Source organism: Candidatus Rokuibacteriota bacterium (genome assembly GCA_016188005.1).
Taxonomy (GTDB): domain Bacteria; phylum Methylomirabilota; class Methylomirabilia; order Rokubacteriales; family CSP1-6; genus UBA12499.
Genome location: JACPIQ010000006.1, coordinates 1 through 19,312, shown reverse-complemented (window position 1 = coordinate 19,312; position 19,312 = coordinate 1). Strand labels below are relative to the sequence as shown.

At 69.8% G+C, this 19,312-nt stretch carries 23 protein-coding genes and 1 tRNA gene; 1 reads left to right on the top strand and 23 read right to left on the bottom strand.

Translation table 11 applies throughout. The features are described 5' to 3' along the window. Positions 1 to 39: 39 nt before the first annotated feature. The 7 genes from nuoK to HYV93_01070 all read right to left on the bottom strand — a co-directional run bounded on the left by nuoK (position 40) and on the right by HYV93_01070 (position 6,034). Positions 40 to 342 carry an NADH-quinone oxidoreductase subunit NuoK gene (nuoK, locus tag HYV93_01100; protein ID MBI2524554.1) on the bottom strand — a complete coding sequence of 101 codons (303 nt, stop codon included), beginning with the start codon at positions 340 to 342 and terminating at the stop codon, positions 40 to 42. Positions 343 to 633: 291 nt separating this feature from the next. Continuing rightward, on the bottom strand, positions 634 to 1,134 hold the full coding sequence (locus HYV93_01095; protein MBI2524553.1) for an NADH-quinone oxidoreductase subunit J: 501 nt from the start codon (positions 1,132 to 1,134) through the stop codon (positions 634 to 636). Position 1,135: 1 nt separating this feature from the next. Next, positions 1,136 to 1,726, bottom strand: coding sequence for an NADH-quinone oxidoreductase subunit I (locus tag HYV93_01090; GenBank protein MBI2524552.1), 591 nt, complete (start codon positions 1,724 to 1,726; stop codon positions 1,136 to 1,138). 36 nt (positions 1,727 to 1,762) lie between these two features. After that, positions 1,763 to 2,818, bottom strand: a complete 1,056-nt coding sequence (locus HYV93_01085; GenBank protein ID MBI2524551.1) for an NADH-quinone oxidoreductase subunit H — start codon at positions 2,816 to 2,818, stop codon at positions 1,763 to 1,765. 50 nt (positions 2,819 to 2,868) lie between these two features. Then, on the bottom strand, positions 2,869 to 4,509 hold the full coding sequence (locus HYV93_01080; protein MBI2524550.1) for a (2Fe-2S)-binding protein: 1,641 nt from the start codon (positions 4,507 to 4,509) through the stop codon (positions 2,869 to 2,871). Continuing rightward, positions 4,502 to 5,758 carry an NADH-quinone oxidoreductase subunit NuoF gene (gene nuoF / locus HYV93_01075; protein ID MBI2524549.1) on the bottom strand — a complete coding sequence of 419 codons (1,257 nt, stop codon included), beginning with the start codon at positions 5,756 to 5,758 and terminating at the stop codon, positions 4,502 to 4,504. The genes HYV93_01080 and nuoF overlap by 8 nt, the downstream gene beginning before the upstream one ends. A 66-nt stretch (positions 5,759 to 5,824) precedes the next feature. Then, positions 5,825 to 6,034 (bottom strand): YgiT-type zinc finger protein, encoded by a 210-nt coding sequence (locus tag HYV93_01070; GenBank protein ID MBI2524548.1) that lies wholly within the window; start codon positions 6,032 to 6,034, stop codon positions 5,825 to 5,827. 33 nt (positions 6,035 to 6,067) lie between these two features. On the opposite strand from HYV93_01070, the gene HYV93_01065 reads away from it, so the two are divergent. Continuing rightward, positions 6,068 to 6,355, top strand: a complete 288-nt coding sequence (locus HYV93_01065) for a hypothetical protein (GenBank protein MBI2524547.1) — start codon at positions 6,068 to 6,070, stop codon at positions 6,353 to 6,355. Positions 6,356 to 6,600: 245 nt separating this feature from the next. Here the strand turns inward: HYV93_01065 and nuoE are convergent, their stop codons facing one another. The 16 genes from nuoE to HYV93_00985 form a co-directional block, all read right to left on the bottom strand. Then, positions 6,601 to 7,086, bottom strand: coding sequence for an NADH-quinone oxidoreductase subunit NuoE (gene nuoE / locus HYV93_01060; protein ID MBI2524546.1), 486 nt, complete (start codon positions 7,084 to 7,086; stop codon positions 6,601 to 6,603). A gap of 2 nt (positions 7,087 to 7,088) precedes the next feature. Then, entirely contained in the window at positions 7,089 to 8,456 is a 1,368-nt protein-coding gene (locus HYV93_01055) for an NADH-quinone oxidoreductase subunit D (protein ID MBI2524545.1), read from the bottom strand. A 198-nt stretch (positions 8,457 to 8,654) separates the two neighbouring features. Continuing rightward, positions 8,655 to 9,152 (bottom strand): NADH-quinone oxidoreductase subunit C, encoded by a 498-nt coding sequence (locus HYV93_01050; GenBank protein ID MBI2524544.1) that lies wholly within the window; start codon positions 9,150 to 9,152, stop codon positions 8,655 to 8,657. 64 nt (positions 9,153 to 9,216) lie between these two features. Further along, positions 9,217 to 9,675 carry an NADH-quinone oxidoreductase subunit B gene (locus tag HYV93_01045; protein ID MBI2524543.1) on the bottom strand — a complete coding sequence of 153 codons (459 nt, stop codon included), beginning with the start codon at positions 9,673 to 9,675 and terminating at the stop codon, positions 9,217 to 9,219. Continuing rightward, positions 9,666 to 10,016 carry an NADH-quinone oxidoreductase subunit A gene (gene ndhC / locus HYV93_01040; protein ID MBI2524542.1) on the bottom strand — a complete coding sequence of 117 codons (351 nt, stop codon included), beginning with the start codon at positions 10,014 to 10,016 and terminating at the stop codon, positions 9,666 to 9,668. The genes HYV93_01045 and ndhC overlap by 10 nt, the downstream gene beginning before the upstream one ends. A gap of 2 nt (positions 10,017 to 10,018) precedes the next feature. Continuing rightward, the gene (gene lipA, locus HYV93_01035; GenBank protein ID MBI2524541.1) at positions 10,019 to 10,912 is read right to left on the bottom strand and encodes a lipoyl synthase; all 894 of its coding nucleotides are present in this window, start codon (positions 10,910 to 10,912) and stop codon (positions 10,019 to 10,021) included. A gap of 340 nt (positions 10,913 to 11,252) precedes the next feature. Further along, a tRNA-Leu gene (locus HYV93_01030) sits at positions 11,253 to 11,337 on the bottom strand. Positions 11,338 to 11,400: 63 nt separating this feature from the next. Further along, a complete protein-coding gene (locus HYV93_01025; protein MBI2524540.1) occupies positions 11,401 to 12,288 on the bottom strand; it encodes an ABC transporter permease in 888 nt (295 codons plus the stop codon). A 2-nt stretch (positions 12,289 to 12,290) separates the two neighbouring features. Further along, positions 12,291 to 13,286 (bottom strand): ABC transporter permease, encoded by a 996-nt coding sequence (locus HYV93_01020; GenBank protein ID MBI2524539.1) that lies wholly within the window; start codon positions 13,284 to 13,286, stop codon positions 12,291 to 12,293. Next, positions 13,287 to 14,942, bottom strand: a complete 1,656-nt coding sequence (locus HYV93_01015; GenBank protein MBI2524538.1) for a peptide-binding protein — start codon at positions 14,940 to 14,942, stop codon at positions 13,287 to 13,289. Positions 14,943 to 14,946: 4 nt separating this feature from the next. After that, positions 14,947 to 15,264, bottom strand: coding sequence for a preprotein translocase subunit SecG (gene secG / locus HYV93_01010; protein MBI2524537.1), 318 nt, complete (start codon positions 15,262 to 15,264; stop codon positions 14,947 to 14,949). A 7-nt stretch (positions 15,265 to 15,271) separates the two neighbouring features. Beyond that, positions 15,272 to 16,051 (bottom strand): triose-phosphate isomerase, encoded by a 780-nt coding sequence (locus tag HYV93_01005; protein ID MBI2524536.1) that lies wholly within the window; start codon positions 16,049 to 16,051, stop codon positions 15,272 to 15,274. A gap of 13 nt (positions 16,052 to 16,064) precedes the next feature. Further along, positions 16,065 to 17,252, bottom strand: a complete 1,188-nt coding sequence (locus HYV93_01000; protein ID MBI2524535.1) for a phosphoglycerate kinase — start codon at positions 17,250 to 17,252, stop codon at positions 16,065 to 16,067. A 1-nt stretch (position 17,253) separates the two neighbouring features. After that, positions 17,254 to 18,258, bottom strand: a complete 1,005-nt coding sequence (gene gap, locus HYV93_00995; GenBank protein ID MBI2524534.1) for a type I glyceraldehyde-3-phosphate dehydrogenase — start codon at positions 18,256 to 18,258, stop codon at positions 17,254 to 17,256. 122 nt (positions 18,259 to 18,380) lie between these two features. Next, positions 18,381 to 19,175, bottom strand: coding sequence for a ComF family protein (locus tag HYV93_00990; protein ID MBI2524533.1), 795 nt, complete (start codon positions 19,173 to 19,175; stop codon positions 18,381 to 18,383). Next, a partial coding sequence (locus tag HYV93_00985; protein MBI2524532.1) for a hypothetical protein occupies positions 19,154 to 19,312 on the bottom strand: 159 nt, incomplete at its 5' end. The genes HYV93_00990 and HYV93_00985, both read right to left, overlap by 22 nt.

The following is a 19,312-nucleotide window of genomic DNA, read 5'->3' as shown; positions in this document are numbered from 1 at the left end:
GAGGAGGATCGTGGTCTTTGCCTGGGCCACGGAGAACCCCTACCAGCGCATCAGGCTCAGCTCGTCCACCGAGAGGCGGCGGCGCATCCGGAAGATCGAGACGATGATCGCCAGCCCCACCGCCACCTCGGCGGCCGCGACGCACATGACGAAGAATACCAGCGCCTGCCCCTGCGCCGTGCCGTGGCGCTGGCCGAAGGCCACCAGGGCCAGGTTCGCCGCGTTGAGCATCAGCTCGATGGACATGAAGATCACCAGTGGGTTGCGCCGGACCAGCACGCCCACCACGCCGGTGACGAAGAGCACCACCGAGAGCGCCACGTAGTGCGACTCGGGCACCATCCTAGTGCGCCTCCGACGAGTTTCGCCTTCTCCACCCGCGCGACCGCACCGTGCCGGGCCAAATGACGAGCCAGACGAGGCCCGAGGATCGGGGTGCGAGCCGCAGCCGAAGGCGAGGCGAGCGAAGCCGGGAGGTGAGCGAAGCGGCGGGCGCGAGGCGTACGTGGGTGTACGTTGAGCGCCCGCGCCGACCGAGAACGTGGCGAGGGGAGCCGCAGCCGGAGGCGAGGCGACCGGATCTGAGAATCCGACGAGCGTGAGCGAGCCGTGGCGAAGTCAGTTGGGCCGGCATTAGGAGGCCTTTCGCTTGGTGAGGGCCATCACGCCGATGAGCGCCGCGAGCAGGAGGAACGACGTCACCTCGAAGGGGAAGAGGTAGTCGGTGAACAGGACGCGGCCCACCGCCTCCACCCCGCCCGCCACCGCGGCCGGGCTCCGGGGCGCGGTGAACACGCCGGAGCGGAGCATGAGCGCGATCTCGAGGGCCAGGAACCCCGCGACGGGGACCGCCAGCCACCGCTGCGACCGGAGCGGGTCGGGCCCCGTCTCCTCCCGGCCCGGGATCAGCACCATGATGGCGAAGACGAAGAGCACGGCGATGGCGCCGGCGTACACGATGACCTGCGCTGCCGCCAGGAACTCGGCGTGCATCATCAGGTAGAGCGCGGCGACGCTGCCGAGGTTGAGGACGAGGAAGAGCGCCCCGTGGATCGGGTTCCGGCGCACCACGAGCCCCACCGCGGAGCCCACCGCCAGCGCCGCCAGGATCCAGAATGCCAAGAGGCTGCCCATGTCAGGCCGCCGCGCTCGGCACGGGCGCGCCCGGAAGGCGGTCGGCCGGGATCGGCACCGGAGAGGCAGGCGTCCCGTCCGGCCGGGCCGGCTCGTGCGCCAGCAGCATCTCCATCGTGTAGACCATCCCGAGGCGGCTGTAGGAGGCGAACTCGAGGATGCCCGTGTCCATGCGGATGGCATCCTCGGGGCATGCCTCGACGCAGTAGCCGCAGAAGACGCACCGGCCGAGGTCGATGTCGAAGCGCGCGGGCACCTTCTCGATCTCGGGGTTCGGGTGCTCGGTGGCCACGATGTAGATGCACCGGGCCGGGCAGATGGTCTCGCACATCATGCAGGCGACGCAGCGCGGGGAGCCGTCCTCCCTCCGCACGAGACGATGCAGGCTCCGAAGCCGCGGCGAGTACGGTCTCCGCTCGTCCGGGTACTGGATCGTCACCGCGCCCGCGGCGCCCTTGAAGCCGGCGGCACGCAGCGTGTGACGCCACATGTTGGCGAAGAAGCGGACGCCGGTGAGCCTGAGCCCGGCCAGCACCTCCACGAGGTAGAGGCGCTGGCGGAGCGTCATCCGGCTCGGATGGCGCCGATCCATGGAGACGTTCGACTGGGCGTACCGGCCGGCCACGGCTCAGCCTCTCACCACCAGGAGGACGAGGCCCGTCAGCACGATGTTGAGCACGGAGAGCGGGAAGAGCCCCAGCCAGCCCAGCCGCATGGCCTGATCGTACCGGAAACGGGGCAGCGTCCAGCGGATCAGCATGAGGAACCAGAGCATCGCGGCCACCTTGACGAGGAAGGCCCCGACCTGGAGCGCCACGACGACCAGGTGCGGCAGCGCCACGGCTGCGGCCCATGGGAAGACGAACCCGCCGGCCTGGAGATACGGCACCTGCCAGCCCCCGAGGAAGAGCGCGGTGGTCATGCCGGCCACGACGACGGTCTCGAGGAAATCGGCCATGGCGAACATGCCGAACTTCATCCCGCTGTACTCGACGAAGTAGCCGATGATCTCGGACTCACCCTCCGGCATGTCGAAGGGGATGCGCTTGGTCGCGGCGATCCCGGCCGTGAGGAAGAGGACGAAGGCCAGGGGCTGGGTGAGGATCCCCCAGGCGGGAATCCAGTCCCCGAAGAGCTGCGGCAGGAGCGGCTGGCCCTGGCCCCGGGCGATCTCCTGCATGTTCAGCGAGCCGTAGACCATGACGACGCCCATGATGGAGGCGCCAATGGCGACCTCCGCGGAGATCATGAGGGCCGCGGCGCGCTGGCCGCCGAGGAGGGCGTAGTTGTTGGCCGAGGCCCAGCCGGCCATCATGAGGCCGTAGACGCCCAGCGACAGCATGGCCAGCACGTAGAGGATCCCCACGTTGAGCGTCACCGCCTGCAGCTCGATCTCGCGCCCGGCGATCCGGAGTGTGTCGCCGAAGGGGATGGAGGCGAAGGCGGCGAGCCCGAAGAAGACCGAGACCACGGGCGCCAGCGTGAAGAGCAGGCGGTCCGCCCGCGCCGGCATGAAGTCTTCCTTAGTCAGCATCTTGATGGCGTCGGCCAGCGGGTGCAGCAGGCCGAAGATCCGGATACCGAAGATGGAGGCGCGGTTGGCGCCGATCCGGTCCTGCATGATGGCCGACTGCTTGCGCTCCACCCAGGTGAGGATGCCGGCCAGGTTGAGCACCACGAGCATCACGAAGGCCACGGGCCCGAAGGCCGCCGCCAGATTGCTCGCCGCCTCGCTCACGCTCGGCCCCCTCCCGTGTTCGCGCCGCTCGCCTGCACCATGAGGCCGGTATCCCCGAGCGCCCGGTAGCCGAGCCCGGCGAAGGCCGGGATCGCGGCGGCCAGCGCGTTGAAGACGTGCTCCGCCCGCTCGGCGCGGAACACCGGATCCTCCGCGCCCAGCGCCCGGCCCACCCGCGCCAGGATCTCCCAGCCCGGCAGCGCCTGGCCCAGGGGGGGCAGCGCCGCCCGGAAGCGCTGCACGCGCCCTTCGAAGCTGGTGAAGGTCCCCTCGCACTCGGCATAGGCTGCGCTGGGGAGGAGGAGGTGGGCGCGCCCGGAGGTCTCGTTGGCGTTGGTCCCCTGGAAGACGAGCTGCTCGGCCCCTCCCAGCGCTGCCCGGATCTCGCTCTCGGGCCACGCCGAAGCCAGCAGGTCGTGCTGGAACACCCAGAGGAGCTTGATCTGCTTCCGGGCCGCCGCCTCCAGGATGCCGCGCGCGTCGAGCCCGCCGGGCCCGGGCGTCAGCCCCACCAGCTCGGCGCCGCGCGCGTTGGGGTTCTTGTCCCCGCGGATGAGGAAGTCGTCGTCGCTGGCCGGCTCGCGCGGCGGCAGGCGCATGTCCCGCTGGCGCACGCCCAGGTGGTCCAGCAGCCGGCGGAGCAGGAACAGGTCCTCGTTGGCCATCTGCGGCGAGGCGATCACGCCGATCTCCTCGGGGCGGTGGGAGCGGAGTGCCTGGGCCACCGCCTGGACCGCGTCCTCCCACGACGTCTCGGCGCGCCGGCCGGCCGCGGTCGTCCCGGGGGCGGTGAGCCGGCTGTCGTCGTCGATCCAGGTGAAGCCGTAGCGGCCCGCGTCGCAGATCCACCACCGGTTCACGTCCGCATTGAAGCGCGGCTTGATCCGCGCCACGCGCCGGCCCTGGTTGTGATGCGGCCGGCGCTGGCTCGTGTGGATCTCGATGTTGCAGCCCCGGGCGCAGCCGGGGCAGACGGACCTGGCCCGGTCCAGGTACCAGACCCGCACCTGGAAGCGGAAGTCGCGGTCCGTCAGCGCCCCCACGGGACAGATGTCGATGACATTGCCGGAGTACGGGTTCTCGAGCGTCGTGCCCGGGAAGAGGCCGATCTCGGAGTGGTCGCCGCGGTTGAAGATGCCCAGCTCGCCGGTCCGCGTGATCTCGTCGCAGTAGCGCACGCAGCGCGAGCAGAGGATGCAGCGCTCGGCGTCCAGCATCACGTGCGGCCCCAGGGGCACGGCCTTCGGCTTGTGGACCTTGTCGTCCGTCATCCGCGGCTCGTAGAGGCCGTGCTTCATGTAGTAGATCTGCAGCCAGCACTCCCCGGCCTGGTCGCACACGGGGCAGTCGAGCGGGTGGTTGACCAGGTGGAACTCCATGATGGAGCGCCGCGTCTCCTTCACGCGCTCCGTCTCCGTGTGGACCACCATCCCGTCGGTCGCCAGCGTGTTGCAACCGATCTGGGGGCGCGGCACCTTCTCGATATCCACCATGCAGAGCCGGCACTGCCCGGCCACCGGCAAGCCAGGGTGGTAGCAGTAGTGAGGTACCTCGGCGCCGGCCAGCCGCGCGGCCTCGATGAGGTTGGTGCCCGCGGGCACCTCGACCTCCTTGCCGTTGATCGTGAGCCTAGGCATGCGCGCCGCTCCTGATGAGCGCCTCGAACTCCTCGCGGAACTTCTCGATGAAGCTGATGTACGGGCCCACGGCCCCGTCGTAGAAGGCGCAGATGGTCGTCCCTGCCCCTCGCCGGGCCACGTCGAGGATCGTGTCCAGATCCTCCTTCCGCCCCTTCCCCTCCACGATCCGGTGGACCATCCCGTAGATCCAGCCCGTGGACTCCCGGCACGGGGTGCACTGACCGCACGACTCGTGGGCGTAGAAGCGCGTCACCACCAGGAGCGCGTGCGGCATGGAGACCGTGTCGTCCATCACGATGACGCCCGCCGAGCCGGCCATGCTCCCCGCGTTCCGGAGACCGTCCACGTCCATGGTCACGTCGATCTCGTCCGCCCGCAGCACCGGCGCCGACGAGCCGCCGGGCACCACCGCCTTCAGCGCGCGGCCGTCCCGGATGCCGCCGCAGTGCTCGTAGATGAGCTGCCGCAGGGTGATCGCGCAGGAGGCCTCCACCACACCGGGCCGGGCCACGTGCCCCGACACCGAGTAGAGCCGCGTGCCCCCCTGCGTCTTCGTCCCGAGCCCGGCGAACCACTCGGCGCCCCGGTTGATGATGTGCGGCACGCAGGAGAGCGTCTCCACGTTGTTCACGATGGTCGGCTGGCCGAAGGCCCCCTTGATGGCCGGGAAGGGCGGCTTGATCTTGGGCCATCCCTTCTTGCCCTCCAGGGAGGAGAGAAGCCCCGTCTCCTCCCCGCAGATGTAGGCCCCCGCGCCACGGTGGATCACGACCTCGAAGTCGAAGCCCGTCCCCTGGATGTCCTTGCCGAGGAGCCCGGCCTCGTAGGCCTCCCGCACGGCGCCGCTCAGCACGCGCCAGGGCTCCACGTACTCGCCGCGGATGTAGACGAAGCCCAGGTGCGAGTCGATGGCTCGCGCGGCGATGAGCATTCCCTCGATCAGCCCGTGGGGATTGCGAGTGAGGAGGTACCGGTCCTTGAAGGTGCCGGGCTCCCCCTCGTCGGCATTGACCACGAGGTACTTGGGCGCCGTCGAGCCCTTGGGAATGAACCCCCACTTCATGCCCGCCGGGAACCCTGCGCCGCCGAGCCCACGGAGGTTCGACTTCTTCACCTCCTCGGTGATGGCCGCCGGCTCCATCGCCTTGGCCTTCTCCCAGGCCGTGTAACCGCCGTGCTCGCGATACACGCGGAGCGTGTGCGAGCCCGGTGTATCGAAGTTGCGCGAGAGGATCTTCTCAGTCACAGGTTAGTTGCTCCGCATCACTTTGACCGTGAGAAGGAAATATCAAATCCTCTGTTTGTCTGGACGCTAAACCATCGCCCTTGAAGATCCTCGCCCGCCCGATTCCCCGCACTGACTGCACACGTAGGCCGGCACATCATCGATTACCACCAAGTCCCTTCCAACGGCGAAGATATGGCGAACTCTCCGCCTGCGGAGACGCCCTCCCTCGCAGAATGCGCACGTGTCGTCTTCGATCCCCCTGCAACGCTGACAGCTTGGAAGCAAGCGCGGCATGGTACCCTCTCAGACAATAGAAGGAGGCTCGCCATGCCGGTTGTGCTCAAACCCGCCCAAATCAAGCTCACGGCGATCATCGAGCCCAGCGAGGGCGTCTTCGTTGCCCTCTGCCCCGAGCTGGACCTCGCGACGGAGGGGGACAATCCCGAGGCTGCGCTCGACGACCTGATCGACATGGCCCTCGACTACTCCGAGGAGTACATGGCTGAGTTCGAAGCCTTCAGCCAGAGCCCGAACCGAGCGGCCCACGCTCCCTACATCCAGGCCCTCCGTGCCAATCCGACCCCTGCGGGAGCGCGCGCGCTGTTCGAAGAGTAGATGCCGACGGCCACCTACCATGAGTTCAGGGTGGTCCTTCAGCGAGCCGGCTTTCGACTGGTCAGGACCAAGAAGCACGAGACCTGGGGGAAGACGCTGCCTATCGGCGAGGTTCTCCGAGTTCGCCTCAGCCATCAAACGGCACGAGACATCCCGACTCCCCTGTTCCATCAGATGCTGCGTCAAGCTCGGCTGAGCCAGACCGAGTTCTTCGCGCTGCTCCGAGAGGGCTAGCCCGCCTCCTCTCACTTCAACTCCTCCAGGATGCGACCCACTTTTTCGGACGTCAGGCAGCCCTCGTAGCGGTCGTCCACCTGCATCATCGGGGCCTGCTCACAGGCACAGAGACATTCGACGGAGAGGAGGGTGATCTTCCCGTCCGCGGTCGTCTCGCCCGGCTCGATGCCGAGCCGCTCCTTCAGGTGCTCGATGATCCCCTTGGCGCCCAGGAGATGGCAGGACAGGTTGTGGCACACCGCGACGACGTGGCGCCCTTTCGGCTGCTGGAAGAACAGCGTGTAGAAGGTCACGACCTCGTGGACATGCGCCGGACTGAGGCCGAAGAGCCCGGCGACGTACTCCTCCAGCGGCAGCGAGATATAGCCGAAGGCCTCCTGCGCCATGTGGAGCACCGGCAGGAGCGCCCCGCGCGTGTCGGGATAGAGCGACTGCAGTCGCCGCACCTCGGCGAGCTGGTCGCGGGTGAACTCGGGATGCCCGGGATCGGGCATGGCTAGCGGTCGAGCTCTCCGCCGATCATGTTCACCGATCCGAAGGTGGGGATGATGTCGGCGATCATCTGTCCCTCGATCATCCGCGGAAGCGCAGCCACGGGCGGCAGGCAAGGCGGCCGGCAGCGCACCCGGTACGGGCGATCGGAGCCGTCCGAGACGACGTAGAAGCCGAGCTCTCCGTTGGCCCCCTCCACGGCGAAGTACGCCTCGCCGGCGGGCGGGCGGATCCCGTACCCCTCCATCACGAGCATGAAGTGGTTCATCAGCCCCTCGATGGACCCGTAGCTGTTCTCCTTCGGGGGCAGGACGACGCGCTTGTCGGGCGCGTTGCCTCGCCTCTGGGCGTCCCGGCCCTGCCCCTGGAGGTTGGGCGACAGCGCGATGGGCACCAGCAGCAGCCCCTCGGTCTTGCCCTGCTTCCCCCGGTCCACGTAGGCCGCCGGATCCACGGCCTTCCCCTCCCAGTCCACCTGGATGGAGCCGCCGGGGAGCCCGCCGAGGGCCTGCTCGACGATGCGCATCGATTGCTCCATCTCGGCCATCCGTACGAGGTAGCGGTCGAAGTTGTCGCCATTCTTCCCCAGGGGGATCTCGAACTGCACGCGGTCGTAGGCCCAGTAGGGCTGAGCCTTCCGGACGTCGTAGGGGACGCCCGCAGCGCGGAGCAGCGGCCCCGTGATACCCCAGGCGATGGTGTCCTCGGGCGACAGCGCCCCCACCCCGACCACGCGGTCCATGAAGATGCGGTTGCCGGTGATGAGGGTGTGGACCTCCTCCAGCACCTGGCGCGTCTCGGCGAAGGCCTTCTTGACCTTGTCATCGAAGCCCGCCGGCAGGTCGGCCTTCACCCCGCCCACGCGACCGTAGGAGATCGTGAGCCGCGCTCCCGTCACGTCCTCCACCAGCTCCCAGAGGAACTCGCGGGCCTTGATCATGTAGAGGAACACGGTGAAGGCGCCCAGCTCCATGGCGCTGGCGCCGACGCAGGTGAGATGGTCGCAGATCCGGGAGATCTCGCCCATGATCACGCGGATGTGCTTGCACCGCTCCGTGATGTCGATGCCGAGGAGCTTCTCCACCGCCGAGCAGTAGCCGAAGTTGTTGATCAGCGGCGAGACGTAGTTGAGCCGGTCCGTGTACGGCATCGCGTTGTTCCACGGCCCAGCTTCGCAGGACTTCTCGAAGGCGCGGTGGAGGTAGCCGATCTCCACCTCTCCCTTGACGACGGTCTCGCCATCCAGCTCGGCCAGGATGCGGACGATGCCGTGCATGGCCGGGTGCGCCGGCCCGATGTTGACGGTGAGGTTCTGGGTGCCGCCACCCGGGCCCTCGCCGAGGAACAGCTCGCGCGTGGGGCGGTCAGCCACGGTCGATTACCATAGGCGCGGGCCCCCGGGCTGGCGCCCGCCCGCGCCTCGCGGCTCGCTCCGCTCGTCCCCGCCCACCGGCGCGGGCCCCCGGGCTGGCGCCCGCCCGCGCCTCGCGGCTCGCTCCGCTCGTCCCCGCCCAGCAGCGCGGAGCACCCGGGCTGGCGCCCGCCCGCGCCTCGCGGCTCGCTCCGCTCGTCATACTCGGGGTCCGATGAGGGGGTGGCGCCGCTCGATCGGGTAGTCCTTCCGGAGCGGGTGGCCCTCGAACTCCTCGTAGAGGAGGAGGCGCCGGAGGTCCGGGTGCCCCGCGAACCGGATGCCGAACATGTCCCACACCTCGCGCTCGAGCCAGTCGGCGATGGGCCAGAGGGACGTGGCGGTGGGCACCACCGCGTCGTCCTGCTCCACGGGGACCTTGAGCCGCAGCCGGTGGTTGTGCGGGATCGAGTAGAGGTGGTACACGACCTCGAAGCGTGGGCCGTCCTCCCGCCCGGGGAACGTCAGATAGTCCACGGCGGTCAGATCCACGAGCACGTTGAAGCGCAGCTCCGGCTGATCGCGGCAGAAGCCGAGGGCGTCGATGATGCCCTCTCGCGCGACCACCGCGGTGTGGTCCCCGCGCTCGTCGTGCGTGGCGAGCAGACGGCCGCCCAGGCGGCTGCCGAGCCGCGCAAGCATGGCCTGTCCGTCCATCGGCGTCGTATCTCTCCTCCGAGCGAGCGTGCAGGGCCGCGGCGGTCGCGCCCGCGGCCGGGGCCTAGAACCGCTGGGCGCCGGTCGCGATCTTCTCCTGGAGCTTCATGAGGCCGTCGATGACACTCTCGGGGCGCGGCGGGCAGCCGGGAATGTAGACGTCCACGGGGATGATGGTGTCGATCCCCTGGACGGTCGCATAGTTGTTGTAGAAGCCCCCGGTGCAGGTGCAGACGCCGAAGGCCACCACCCACTTGGGCTCGCACATCTGGTCATAGATGCGCTTGAGCACGGGGGCCATCTTGTGGCTGATGGTTCCCACCACGAAGAGCACGTCCGCCTGGCGGGGCGAGAAGCGCGGCAGCCCGGCCCCGAAGCGGTCCACATCGTAGTGCGAGCACGCCGTGGCCATGTACTCCATCCCGCAGCACGCCGTGACGAAGGGGTACTGGAAGATGGAGAACTTCCGCGCCCAGCCGAGGGCCTCGTCGAGCTTGGAGGTGAAGAAGCCGCCTACTCCCATTCGAGCCCCCGCTTCCTCCAGATGTAGAGGAAACCGAGCATGAGCACGCCAAGGAACACCATCATCTCGGCGAAGCCGAACCACCCGAGCGTGCGGTAGATCGTCGCCCACGGCCAGACGAAGAGCAGCTCGATGTCGAAGATGATGAAGAAGATGGCGATGGTGGAGAACTTGATCGCGAAGCGCCCCTCGGGGAGCGCCACGGGGTCCTTGCCGCACTCGAACGGCTCCTGCTTCACCGGCGAGGTCCGCCTCGGAGCGATGAGCAGGGGGATGCCCATGAGCGCGCCGGCCACGGCGGCCGCAACGGCGAAGACCATGAGGATCGAGACGTATTCCACTTTCAGAGCCCCTGGACCTGCCGCTTGGCGTGATAGGACGAGCGGACCAGCGGAGCCGATTCCACGCGGGCGAAGCCGAGGTCGAGGCCGATCCCGGCCAGCTCCGCGAACTCCTCGGGGGCGTAGAACCGGGCCACGGGCAGGTGCCCGGGCGAGGGCCGGAGGTACTGGCCCAGCGTGAGGAGGTTGACGTCGGCCTCGCGCAGGTCGCGCAGGGTCGCCAGCAGCTCGTCGCGCTCCTCGCCCAGCCCCAGGATGAGGCCCGACTTGGTCAGGAGCCCCGGCGCCGCGCGCCGCGCGCGCCGGAACAGCTCGAGCGTGCGCGCATAGCGGCCACCGTGGCGCGCGAGCTTGTAGAGCCGCGGCACGGTCTCCGTATTGTGGTTCAGCACGTCCGGCGCGGCGTCGATAACGGTGGCGAGCGCCGAGGCATCGCCCTGGAAGTCCGGGATCAGCAGCTCCACGCGACAGCGCGGAGCCGTCCGTCGGATGGCCCGCACCGTGGCCGCGAACACGCCGGCGCCGCCATCGGCGAGGTCATCGCGGTTGACGGAGGTGATGACCACGTACTCGAGCCCCAGCTCGCCGACGGCGCGCCCCACGCGCTCGGGCTCCTCCCGGTCCTCCCACGTGGGCCTGCCGTGGGTCACCGCGCAGTACCCGCAGTTCCGCGTGCAGACGTCCCCGAGGATCATGAAGGTCGCGGTGAGGTCCTGCCAGCACTCGCCGATGTTCGGGCAATGGGCCTCCTCGCAGACGGAGTGGAGGTTCCACTGGCGCATGAGGCCCTTGAGGCGAATGTAGTTCGGCCCTCCCGGCGCCCGGACCCTGAGCCATGGCGGCTTGGGTGAGGCGACGGCCCGGCGGTCATCCAGGAGGGGGAGCGAAGTTCCCATCACCGCGTGTCCTAATCCCCGTGGGCCCGCGTCATTATGGCACACCTTTCACAAGCCGCCAAGCCGACGAGGAACGAGCAACGGGCCTCGCCTCCCCGGGGCGCCCGGGCGGGGATGACGGCGGCTCAGATCGCGTGAAGGGGGTCCGCAGCGTGAGGTTCCGGCGGGCACGGGCGGGGGAACCGGTTGATCGGGACTGGTAGTGCGCAACCGAACAACGGCGCGCGAGTTTCCGGCGGGGGCGGGCGTGGCGACAGCCCGGGGGCCCGCGTGGCGACAGCCCGGGGGCCCGCGCTTGGTGGTGCGCGGGCGTGGCGACAGCCCGGGTGCCCGCGCTTGGTGGTGCCGAAGGGGGGACTCGAACCCCCACGGGTTGCCCCACACGCCCCTCAAACGTGCGCGTCTGCCAATTCCGCCACTTCGGCGCCAGCGAGAGCAAAGTATGCCGCGGGGGCGCGCGCCTTGTCAACGCCGCGGCCCGCCTGACCCTACCGTGCCGATCGCGGCCAGCGGCCCACGGCCTGGCGGAGCCGCGGATCGAGAGCGTCCCGGATGCCCTCGCCGAGCAGGTTGTAGGAGAGCACGGTGACGAGAATGGCCAGCCCGGGATAGACGCTCATCCACCATGCGATCTCGATGGAGTCCTTGCCGTCGTTGAGGATGTTGCCCCATGTCGCGTAGGGCGGCTGGACGCCGAGGCCGAGGAAGGACAGGCCGGACTCGGTGAGGATCGCCGCCGGGATGCCGAGTGTCATGGCGACGAGCACGGGGGCCATGGCGTTCGGGAGAATGTGCCGGAAGATCACCCGGGAGGCGCTGGCGCCCACGGACTCCGACCAGATGACGAACTCCCGCTCCTTGAGGGTCAGGAACTCGGCACGGACGAGTCGTGCCACGCCCATCCACCCGGTGAGCCCGATCACCGCCATGATGGTCCAGATGGACGGCTGGAGGAAGGCCAGCACCGCCAGGAGGAGGAAGAAGCGCGGGAACACCAGCATCAGGTCCACGAGCCTCATGATGACCGCGTCGGCCAGGCCCCCGTGATAGCCCGCCGCCGAGCCCAGGATGATCCCGATCACCGTGGCGATGCCCACCGAGATGAAGCCCACCGCGAGGGAGATCCGGGAGCCGTAGAGCACGCGCGACAGGACGTCGCGCCCGATCTGGTCCGTCCCCAGCCAGTGGCTCGACGACGGCCGGACCAGGATCCGACGCGTGTCGGGCTTGTGCGGGTCCCACGGCGCCAGCAGGGGGGCCAGGACCGCCAGGAGGACCAGGATGCCCACGACGACGCCTCCGCACAGCGCCAGGCGGTTGCGCTTGAACGTGCGCCAGAAGACCCCGAACTCGCCTCGCCCCCTGAGCGCCGGCACCGTTACCGCCTCCTCCGGCGGACGGCCATGCGGATCCGCGGGTCCACAACGCCGTAGGCCAGGTCGGCCAGGAGGTTCGCCACCAGGGTGAGCCCGGCGACGATGACGAGGTTGCCCATGATGAGCGGGTAGTCCCGGGAGAACACGGCCTGAACCATGAGCTGGCCCATGCCGGGGATGGCGAAGATGGATTCGACGATCACGCTGCCCCCGATGAGCCCCGGCAGCGAGAGGCCCAGAATCGTGACCACCGGCAGCAGCGCGTTGCGGAGGGCGTGCTTGCCGATGACGACCTTCTCGGGAAGCCCCTTGGCCCGCGCCGTCTGGATGTAGTCCTGGCGAACGACCTCCAGCATGCTCTGACGCATGTAGCGCGAGAAACCGGCGAGCCCACCGAAGGTCGCCACCGCCACCGGGAGGACGAGATGGCTCAGGAAGTCCCACTGCTGCGGCCAGAAGGCCAGGTACTCCCAGTTGAGCGAGCGCAGCCCGGAGATGGGCAGCCAGCCCAGCTGCACGCCGAAGAGGATCATGAGGAGAAGCGCCAGCCAGAAGTCGGGCGTGGCGAAGCCCACGAACACGAAGACGGTGGTCACCTTGTCGAAGAGGGAGTACTGACGCGTGGCGGAGAGCACGCCGATGGGCACGGCGCAGGCCAAGATGAGGAGCATCTCCACCACGTTGAGGAGCAGCGTGATGGGGAGGCGCTCGCCGATCTTGGCGAGCACCGGCCGCCCGTCGGGCTGGAAGGACCGGCCGAAGTCGAGGTGCGCCACGCGGGTGACCCACCTCCAGTACTGGACGTGGAGGGGCTTGTCGAGGCCGTACAGCTCACGCAGCGCCTGCCGCGCCTGAGCCGTGCTCTGCACGCTCAGGTCCCCCGTCTGCAGCTCCGTCGGCTCGCCGTGCGCCAGGTGGATCACGAGGAACGACACGAAGGTGATGCCGACCAGGAGCGGGATCGCCAGCAGGAACCGGCGGAGCGCGAAGAGGGCCATCTAGCCGGACGTATACCGCTGCAATTCGCGCGGGACGAACCACTCCGTGAAGTTGTAGAAGATCCCCGCCGGCGCCGGCTCCACGCCGCGCACGCGCGCAGCCACGACGGGGAGCGCGTCCCGGAAGTAGAGGAAGACCACCGGCAGGTCCTCGGCCATCACCTCCTGGAGGCGGTGGTAGTAGCGGAGCCGGTCCTGCTGGACGCAGGAGGAGCGGCCCGCCTCGAGGAGTGCGTCCACCTCGGGGTTCGCGTAGGAGATGTGGTTCAGCTGGTCGGGCCCCATCTGGGAGGAGTGCCAGACCACGTACTGGTCGGGGTCGCTGCCCACGCCCCAGCCCATGACGATGGCCTCGAAGCGCTTCTTCTTGATGAACTCCTTGAGGAAGGAGGACCACTCGAGGATCTGGATCTCGACGCCCACGCCGACCTCCTTCAGGCGCTGCTGGATGATCTCGGCGACCTTCTTGCGCTCCTCGTTGCCCTGGTTGGTGCGGATCGTGAAGGTGAACGGGCGCCCGTCCTTGTCTTCCAGGAGGCCGTCGCCGTCGCGGTCCTTCCACCCCGCCTGGGCCAGGAGCGCCCTGGCCTTGTCCGGGTCGTGCGGGTAGCGCCGCACGCGGTCCGTGTACGGCCACGTCCCGGGGCGGAGCGGCCCCGTGGCGTCGCGCGCCATGCCCAGCACCACGCCGTCGATCAGCTCCTGCTTGTTGATGGCGTGGGCGAAGGCCTGGCGCACCCGGCGATCCGCGAATCGCGGATCCCTCAGGTTGAACCCGAGGTAGGTGTACCCGCTGGAGGGGTAGCGGTACTTGCGGTACGCCTTCCGGAACGCCGGGTACTCCGTCTGGCGCAGGTACTGGAGCGCCGTCAGCGAGGCCAGGTCTACCCCCTTGGCTTTCAGCTCGAGAAAGATGGTCCCCTGGCTGGGGATGATGCGGTACACGACACGCCCGAGATACGGCCGCCCCCCATGGTAGTCCGGATTCGCCACGAGCACGATCTTCTCGCCGCTTTTCCACTCCTTGAAGCGGTAGGGCCCTGTGCCGACGGGCTGGCTGTTCTGCGGGGACTCCTTGAGCTTGCCCTCGGCGACGTAGGGCTCGAGCAGGTGCCTGGGCAGCACGTTCATGGCCCAGCTCTGGAGCGCCCGCGCGTGGGGCCGCGAGTACGTGACGCGGAACGTGTAGGGGTCCAGGACCTCGGCGTCCTTCACCACGAGGAAGTCGTCCTTGTAGGCGGTGGGCGTCTTGGGATGGATCATGGTCCGGTATGTGAACAGCACGTCGTCGGCCGTGAACGGATGCCCGTCGTGCCACCGCGCGTTCTGGCGCAGCTTGAAGGTCAGCGTCAGGCAGTCCCGGCTGAACGTCCAGGACTCGGCCAGTTGACCGACCCAGTTGAGGTTGCGGTCCGCGCGGATGAGGCCGTCGTAGACGAGCCCGCCCACGTCGTGGGAGGCCCCGTCCGAGGTGATGTTGGGGATGAGGCCGGCGATGTCGCTGATGGAGGACTGGATGAAGGTGTCCCCGTAGGCGGGCGCCCCGGTCCCGACCGCGGCTTCGTCGGCGCGGCTCTCCACGCCGCCCCCGCAGCCGGCGAGCGCGAGGCTCCCGAGCAGCAGGAGCCGCCAGGGGCGGGAGCCCGCCCGCCGCATCCGGCTACTTGGGCGCGGGCGCGGGAGCCGGTCCGGGAGCCGGGCTGGCCGCGGGCGCCGACGGGGGAGCCGCGGGCAGGATCGGCGCCGGGGCCCTGTGCCCCTGCATGGCCAGCCAGAACGAGGTGAGGGCGAAGGCGACCGCCACCCCCGCCGTGAGCTTGCCCAGGAGCGTCGGCGTCCCCATCGAACCGAACACGGCCTGGCTGCCGGCGCCGCCGAAGGCCGACCCGATGTCGGCCCCCTTGCCCGCCTGGAGCAGCACGAGCCCGATGATGATGAGACAGACGATGACGTGGACGATCACGACAAGCGTAAACACGCTCGGGTCACTCCTTTGAGGCGCCGCTCTTCGCGGCGGACTTCTTCGCGATGGTGATGAAGCTCGCAGCCTGGAGACTGGCGCCCCCGACGAGCGCCCCGTCGATCTCCGGCTCCTGGGACAGGGGCCCGACGTTGTCGGGCTTCACGCTGCCGCCGTAGAGGATCCGAACGGACTGAGCGATCTCCTTCGACGCGAGTTCCGAGAGGAGCCCGCGCAGATAGCCATGCACCTCGGCCGCCTGGCCCGGCGTGGCGTTGAGTCCGGTGCCGATGGCCCACACAGGCTCGTAGGCGACGGTGCAGCGGGCGAGGTCCTCGGCGGCGAGGCCGGCCAGCCCCGCGCGGAGCTGGCCCTCCACCACCGTGAACGTGAGCCCCTGCCGGCGCTCCTCGGCGGTCTCGCCGACGCACAGCACCGGCTGGAGGCGGTGGCGCAGCACCGCGGCGACCTTGCGGCTGATCTCCTCCTCCGTTTCGCGGAAGACGTGGCGCCGCTCCGAGTGGCCGATGATGACGAGGCGACAGCCGAGATCGGCCAGCATGGCGGGGGAGACCTCTCCCGTGAAGGCGCCGCTGTCCTCCCAGTGGCAATTCTGGGCCCCCAGCAGCAGAGCGGAACCCGTGAGGATCTCGGCGACGGCGCCGAGCGCCGTGAAGGGCGGGCACCGCGCCACCTCGACGCCGCGGGGACGCTTGAGCCCGTCGCGCACCGCCTGGGCCAGCTCCCTCGCCTGCCCCAGGCGGCCGTGCATCTTCCAGTTCGCCACGACCATCGGGGTGCGCATCAGCCCCCCCGCCTCACGCGGCCTCGCTGAGGGCGGCGACGCCTGGAAGCACGCGACCCTCGAGGAACTCGAGGAAGGCGCCTCCGGCGGTGGAGATATATCCGATCTGCTCGGTGACGCCTGCCGCCTGCGCCGCGGCGATGGTGTCGCCGCCGCCGATGACCGAGAAGCCCCCGCACGCGGCCACCGCGCGGCCGACCTCCAGCGTACCCGAGGCGAACGGCTCGCGCTCGAACACCCCCATGGGACCGTTCCAGAGGACGGTCGCCGCCCCCTTGAGGGCGTCCCTGAACCGGGCGACGGTGGCCGGCCCGATATCGAGCCCCATCATGTCGGCGGGGATCGCCCGGATCCCGACCGTCCGGATGTCATCCCGGCTATCGATCCCGCGGGCGGCGACCACGTCCACCGGCAGCCGCACCGTGACGCCGCGGGTCCGCGCGTGATCCAGCGCGGCCCGAGCCGCCTCGATCCGTTCCGGCTCCAGGAGAGAGCGCCCCACGCCATGGCCCAGCGCGGCGAGGAACGTGAAGGCCATGCCGCCGCCGATGAGAAGGTTGTCGACGCGCTCGAGGAGGCTCTGGACCAGGGCCAGCTTGTCGGAGACCTTGGCGCCGCCGAGGAGGGCGACCACGGGCCGCTCGGGCTTCTCGAAGATGCGGTCGAGAGCCGCGAGCTCCCGGCTCATGAGCAGCCCGGCCGCCGCCGGCGAGAGATAGCGCGTGATGGCCTCGATGGAGGCATGGGCGCGGTGGGCTGCGGCAAAAGCGTCGTCCACGTAGACGTCCGCGAGGGCGGCGAGGCCGCGGGCGAAGCCCTCGTCGTTGGCCTCCTCCTCGGCGTGGAAGCGGAGATTCTCGAGGAGGAGGAGCTGGCGCGGCCCGAGCGCCCGGGCCAGGGCTGCCGTCTCGGGACCGACGCAGTCCGGCGCCAGCGGCACGGGCTGGCCCAGGAGCTCTGTCAGTCGCGTGGCCACCGGCCGCAGGGAATAGGCCGGATCCGGCTTGCCCTTGGGCCGGCCGAGATGGGAGACGAGCACGACGCCCGCGCCAGCCCCGAGACAGTGCCGCAGCGTGGGCAGGGCGGCCACGATCCGCGTGTCGTCGCCGACGTGCCCGTCCTTCAGCGGGACATTGAAGTCCACCCGGAGGAAGACGCGCTTCCCCGCGAGGTCGAGCTGCTCGACGCTCAGCTTGGGCACCCTAGAGTGACTTCGCCATGTAGAGGATCAGGTCGCGCACGCGGCAGGAGTACCCCCACTCGTTGTCATACCAGGCCAGTACCTTCACCATGGTGCCGTCGATCACGGCCGTGGAGGGCAGGTCCACGATCGACGAGTGCGGGTTGCCGTTGAAGTCCACCGACACCAGCTCCTCGTCCGTCGCGTCCAGGATCCCCTTGAGCGGTCCGGCGGCCGCAGTCCGGAAGGCGGCGTTGATCGCCGCTACCGTGGCCGGCTTGCCCAGCTCCACCGTCAGGTCCACCACCGACACGTTCGCCGTCGGCACCCGGATCGCGATGCCGTCGAGCTTGCCCTTGAGCTCCGGCAGCACGAGGCCCACCGCCGTCGCCGCCCCGGTGGTGGTGGGGATCATGCTGAGCGCGCCCGCTCGCGCGCGGCGGAGGTCCTTATGGGGGAAGTCGTGGATCGGCTGGTCGTTGGTGTAGGCGTGCACCGTCGAGGCGAACCCGCGCTTGATCCCGAAGCTGTCCAGGAGCACCTTCGCCACCGTCGCCAGGCAGTTCGTCGTGCACGAGGCATTGGAGACCAGCTCGTGCTTGGCCGGGTCGTAGCGTTGCTCGTTGACCCCCAGCACCACGGTGATGTCCGGGTCCTTGGCCGGGGCGGTGACCACCACCTTCTTGGCCCCCGCCTGCAGGTGCTTCGACGAGGTCGCCTTGTCCCGGAACACCCCCGTGGACTCCACGACGATGTCCACGCCCAGCTCCCGCCACGGCAGCGTCGCCGGGTCCTTCACCGAGCACACCCGGGTCTCCCGGCCGCCGGCGAAGATCGCCTCGCCCTTCACCGCCACCTCGGCCCGGAGCGGGCCGTGGACGGAGTCGTGCTTGAGCAGGTGGGCCAGGGTCTTGGCGTCGGCCAGGTCGTTGACCGCCACGACCTCGATGTCCTTGCTCTCCAGGGCCGCCCGGAAGAAGACGCGGCCGATCCGTCCGAACCCATTGACTGCGACCCGCGTTGGCATACTCGCTCCTCGCTCGTGGTAAGCCACGGATTGACGCTCGCTGCGGCTTGCTGGTCAGGCCATTCATTATATCGGGCGCCGCCGGGCTGGCGCAAGGTCGGGGCCGATGGCCCAGCCTCGCGCTACACTACCCGCGCCACCGTCACGACTCCCACCGTGGCCGCGCCGGCCTGCCGCAGGAGCGCCGCGCACTCGCCGGCCGTCGCTCCGGTGGTCATGATGTCGTCCACCAAGACCACATGGCGCCCCGCGACGGCATCGGAACGCCGGAGCGCGAACGCTCCCCGGACGTTGGCGCGCCGCTCGGCCGCGCCCAGATCGGTTTGCGGCATGGTGGCCGCGGCGCGAGCCAGCACGTCGGCGCGCAGCGGGACGCCCCAGGCGCGGGCCACCCGGCGGGCCAGCAGCCGCGACTGGTTGAAGCCTCGCTCACGCTCGCGCCGGCGGTGCAGCGGCACCGGGACGAGCAGATCCACCGCGTCGACGGGGAGCAGGGCGCGCGTCTCGGCGAGGAGATCGCCCAGCGGCCGGGCGAGCGCCCGCCGGCCGCCGAACTTGAAGGCGTGAACGGCCTCGCGGACCACATGGCCGTAGCGGGCGGCCGCCCGCGCATAGGAATAGGCCGGCGGGCGGGCGCGGCACTGTCCGCAGAGGTGAGGCGCCGGGCCCCCGCCGGCCTCATCGGGCTCGATGGCGAAGCCTCCGAGGGGCAGCCCGCACAGCCGGCAGATCGGCGGGGCGATGCGCTCGAGCCGCTCCCAGCAGCTCCCGCACAGGGGATCGCGGCGTGAGGCGTCGAGCCGCACCTGGCAGACCGGGCAGAAGGGCGGGAAGAGGAGGTCGGCGGCGGCGCTGAGCCAGCCGCGCCAGCCCCCGAGGGGGGCAGGAGGAGGGGCTACGGTCTGAGGGTGTTCCAGCGGCGGCACGAGGGGCACCGGTCGCCCCACCGGGGGCTCGCGGCGCCGCAGCCAGCGCAGCGGTGCGGCCACTCGAAGCTCGCCGTCGAGCGGAGCGCCCGGCGGTACTCCTCGAAGGCCTGCGGCACCTGGCCCCG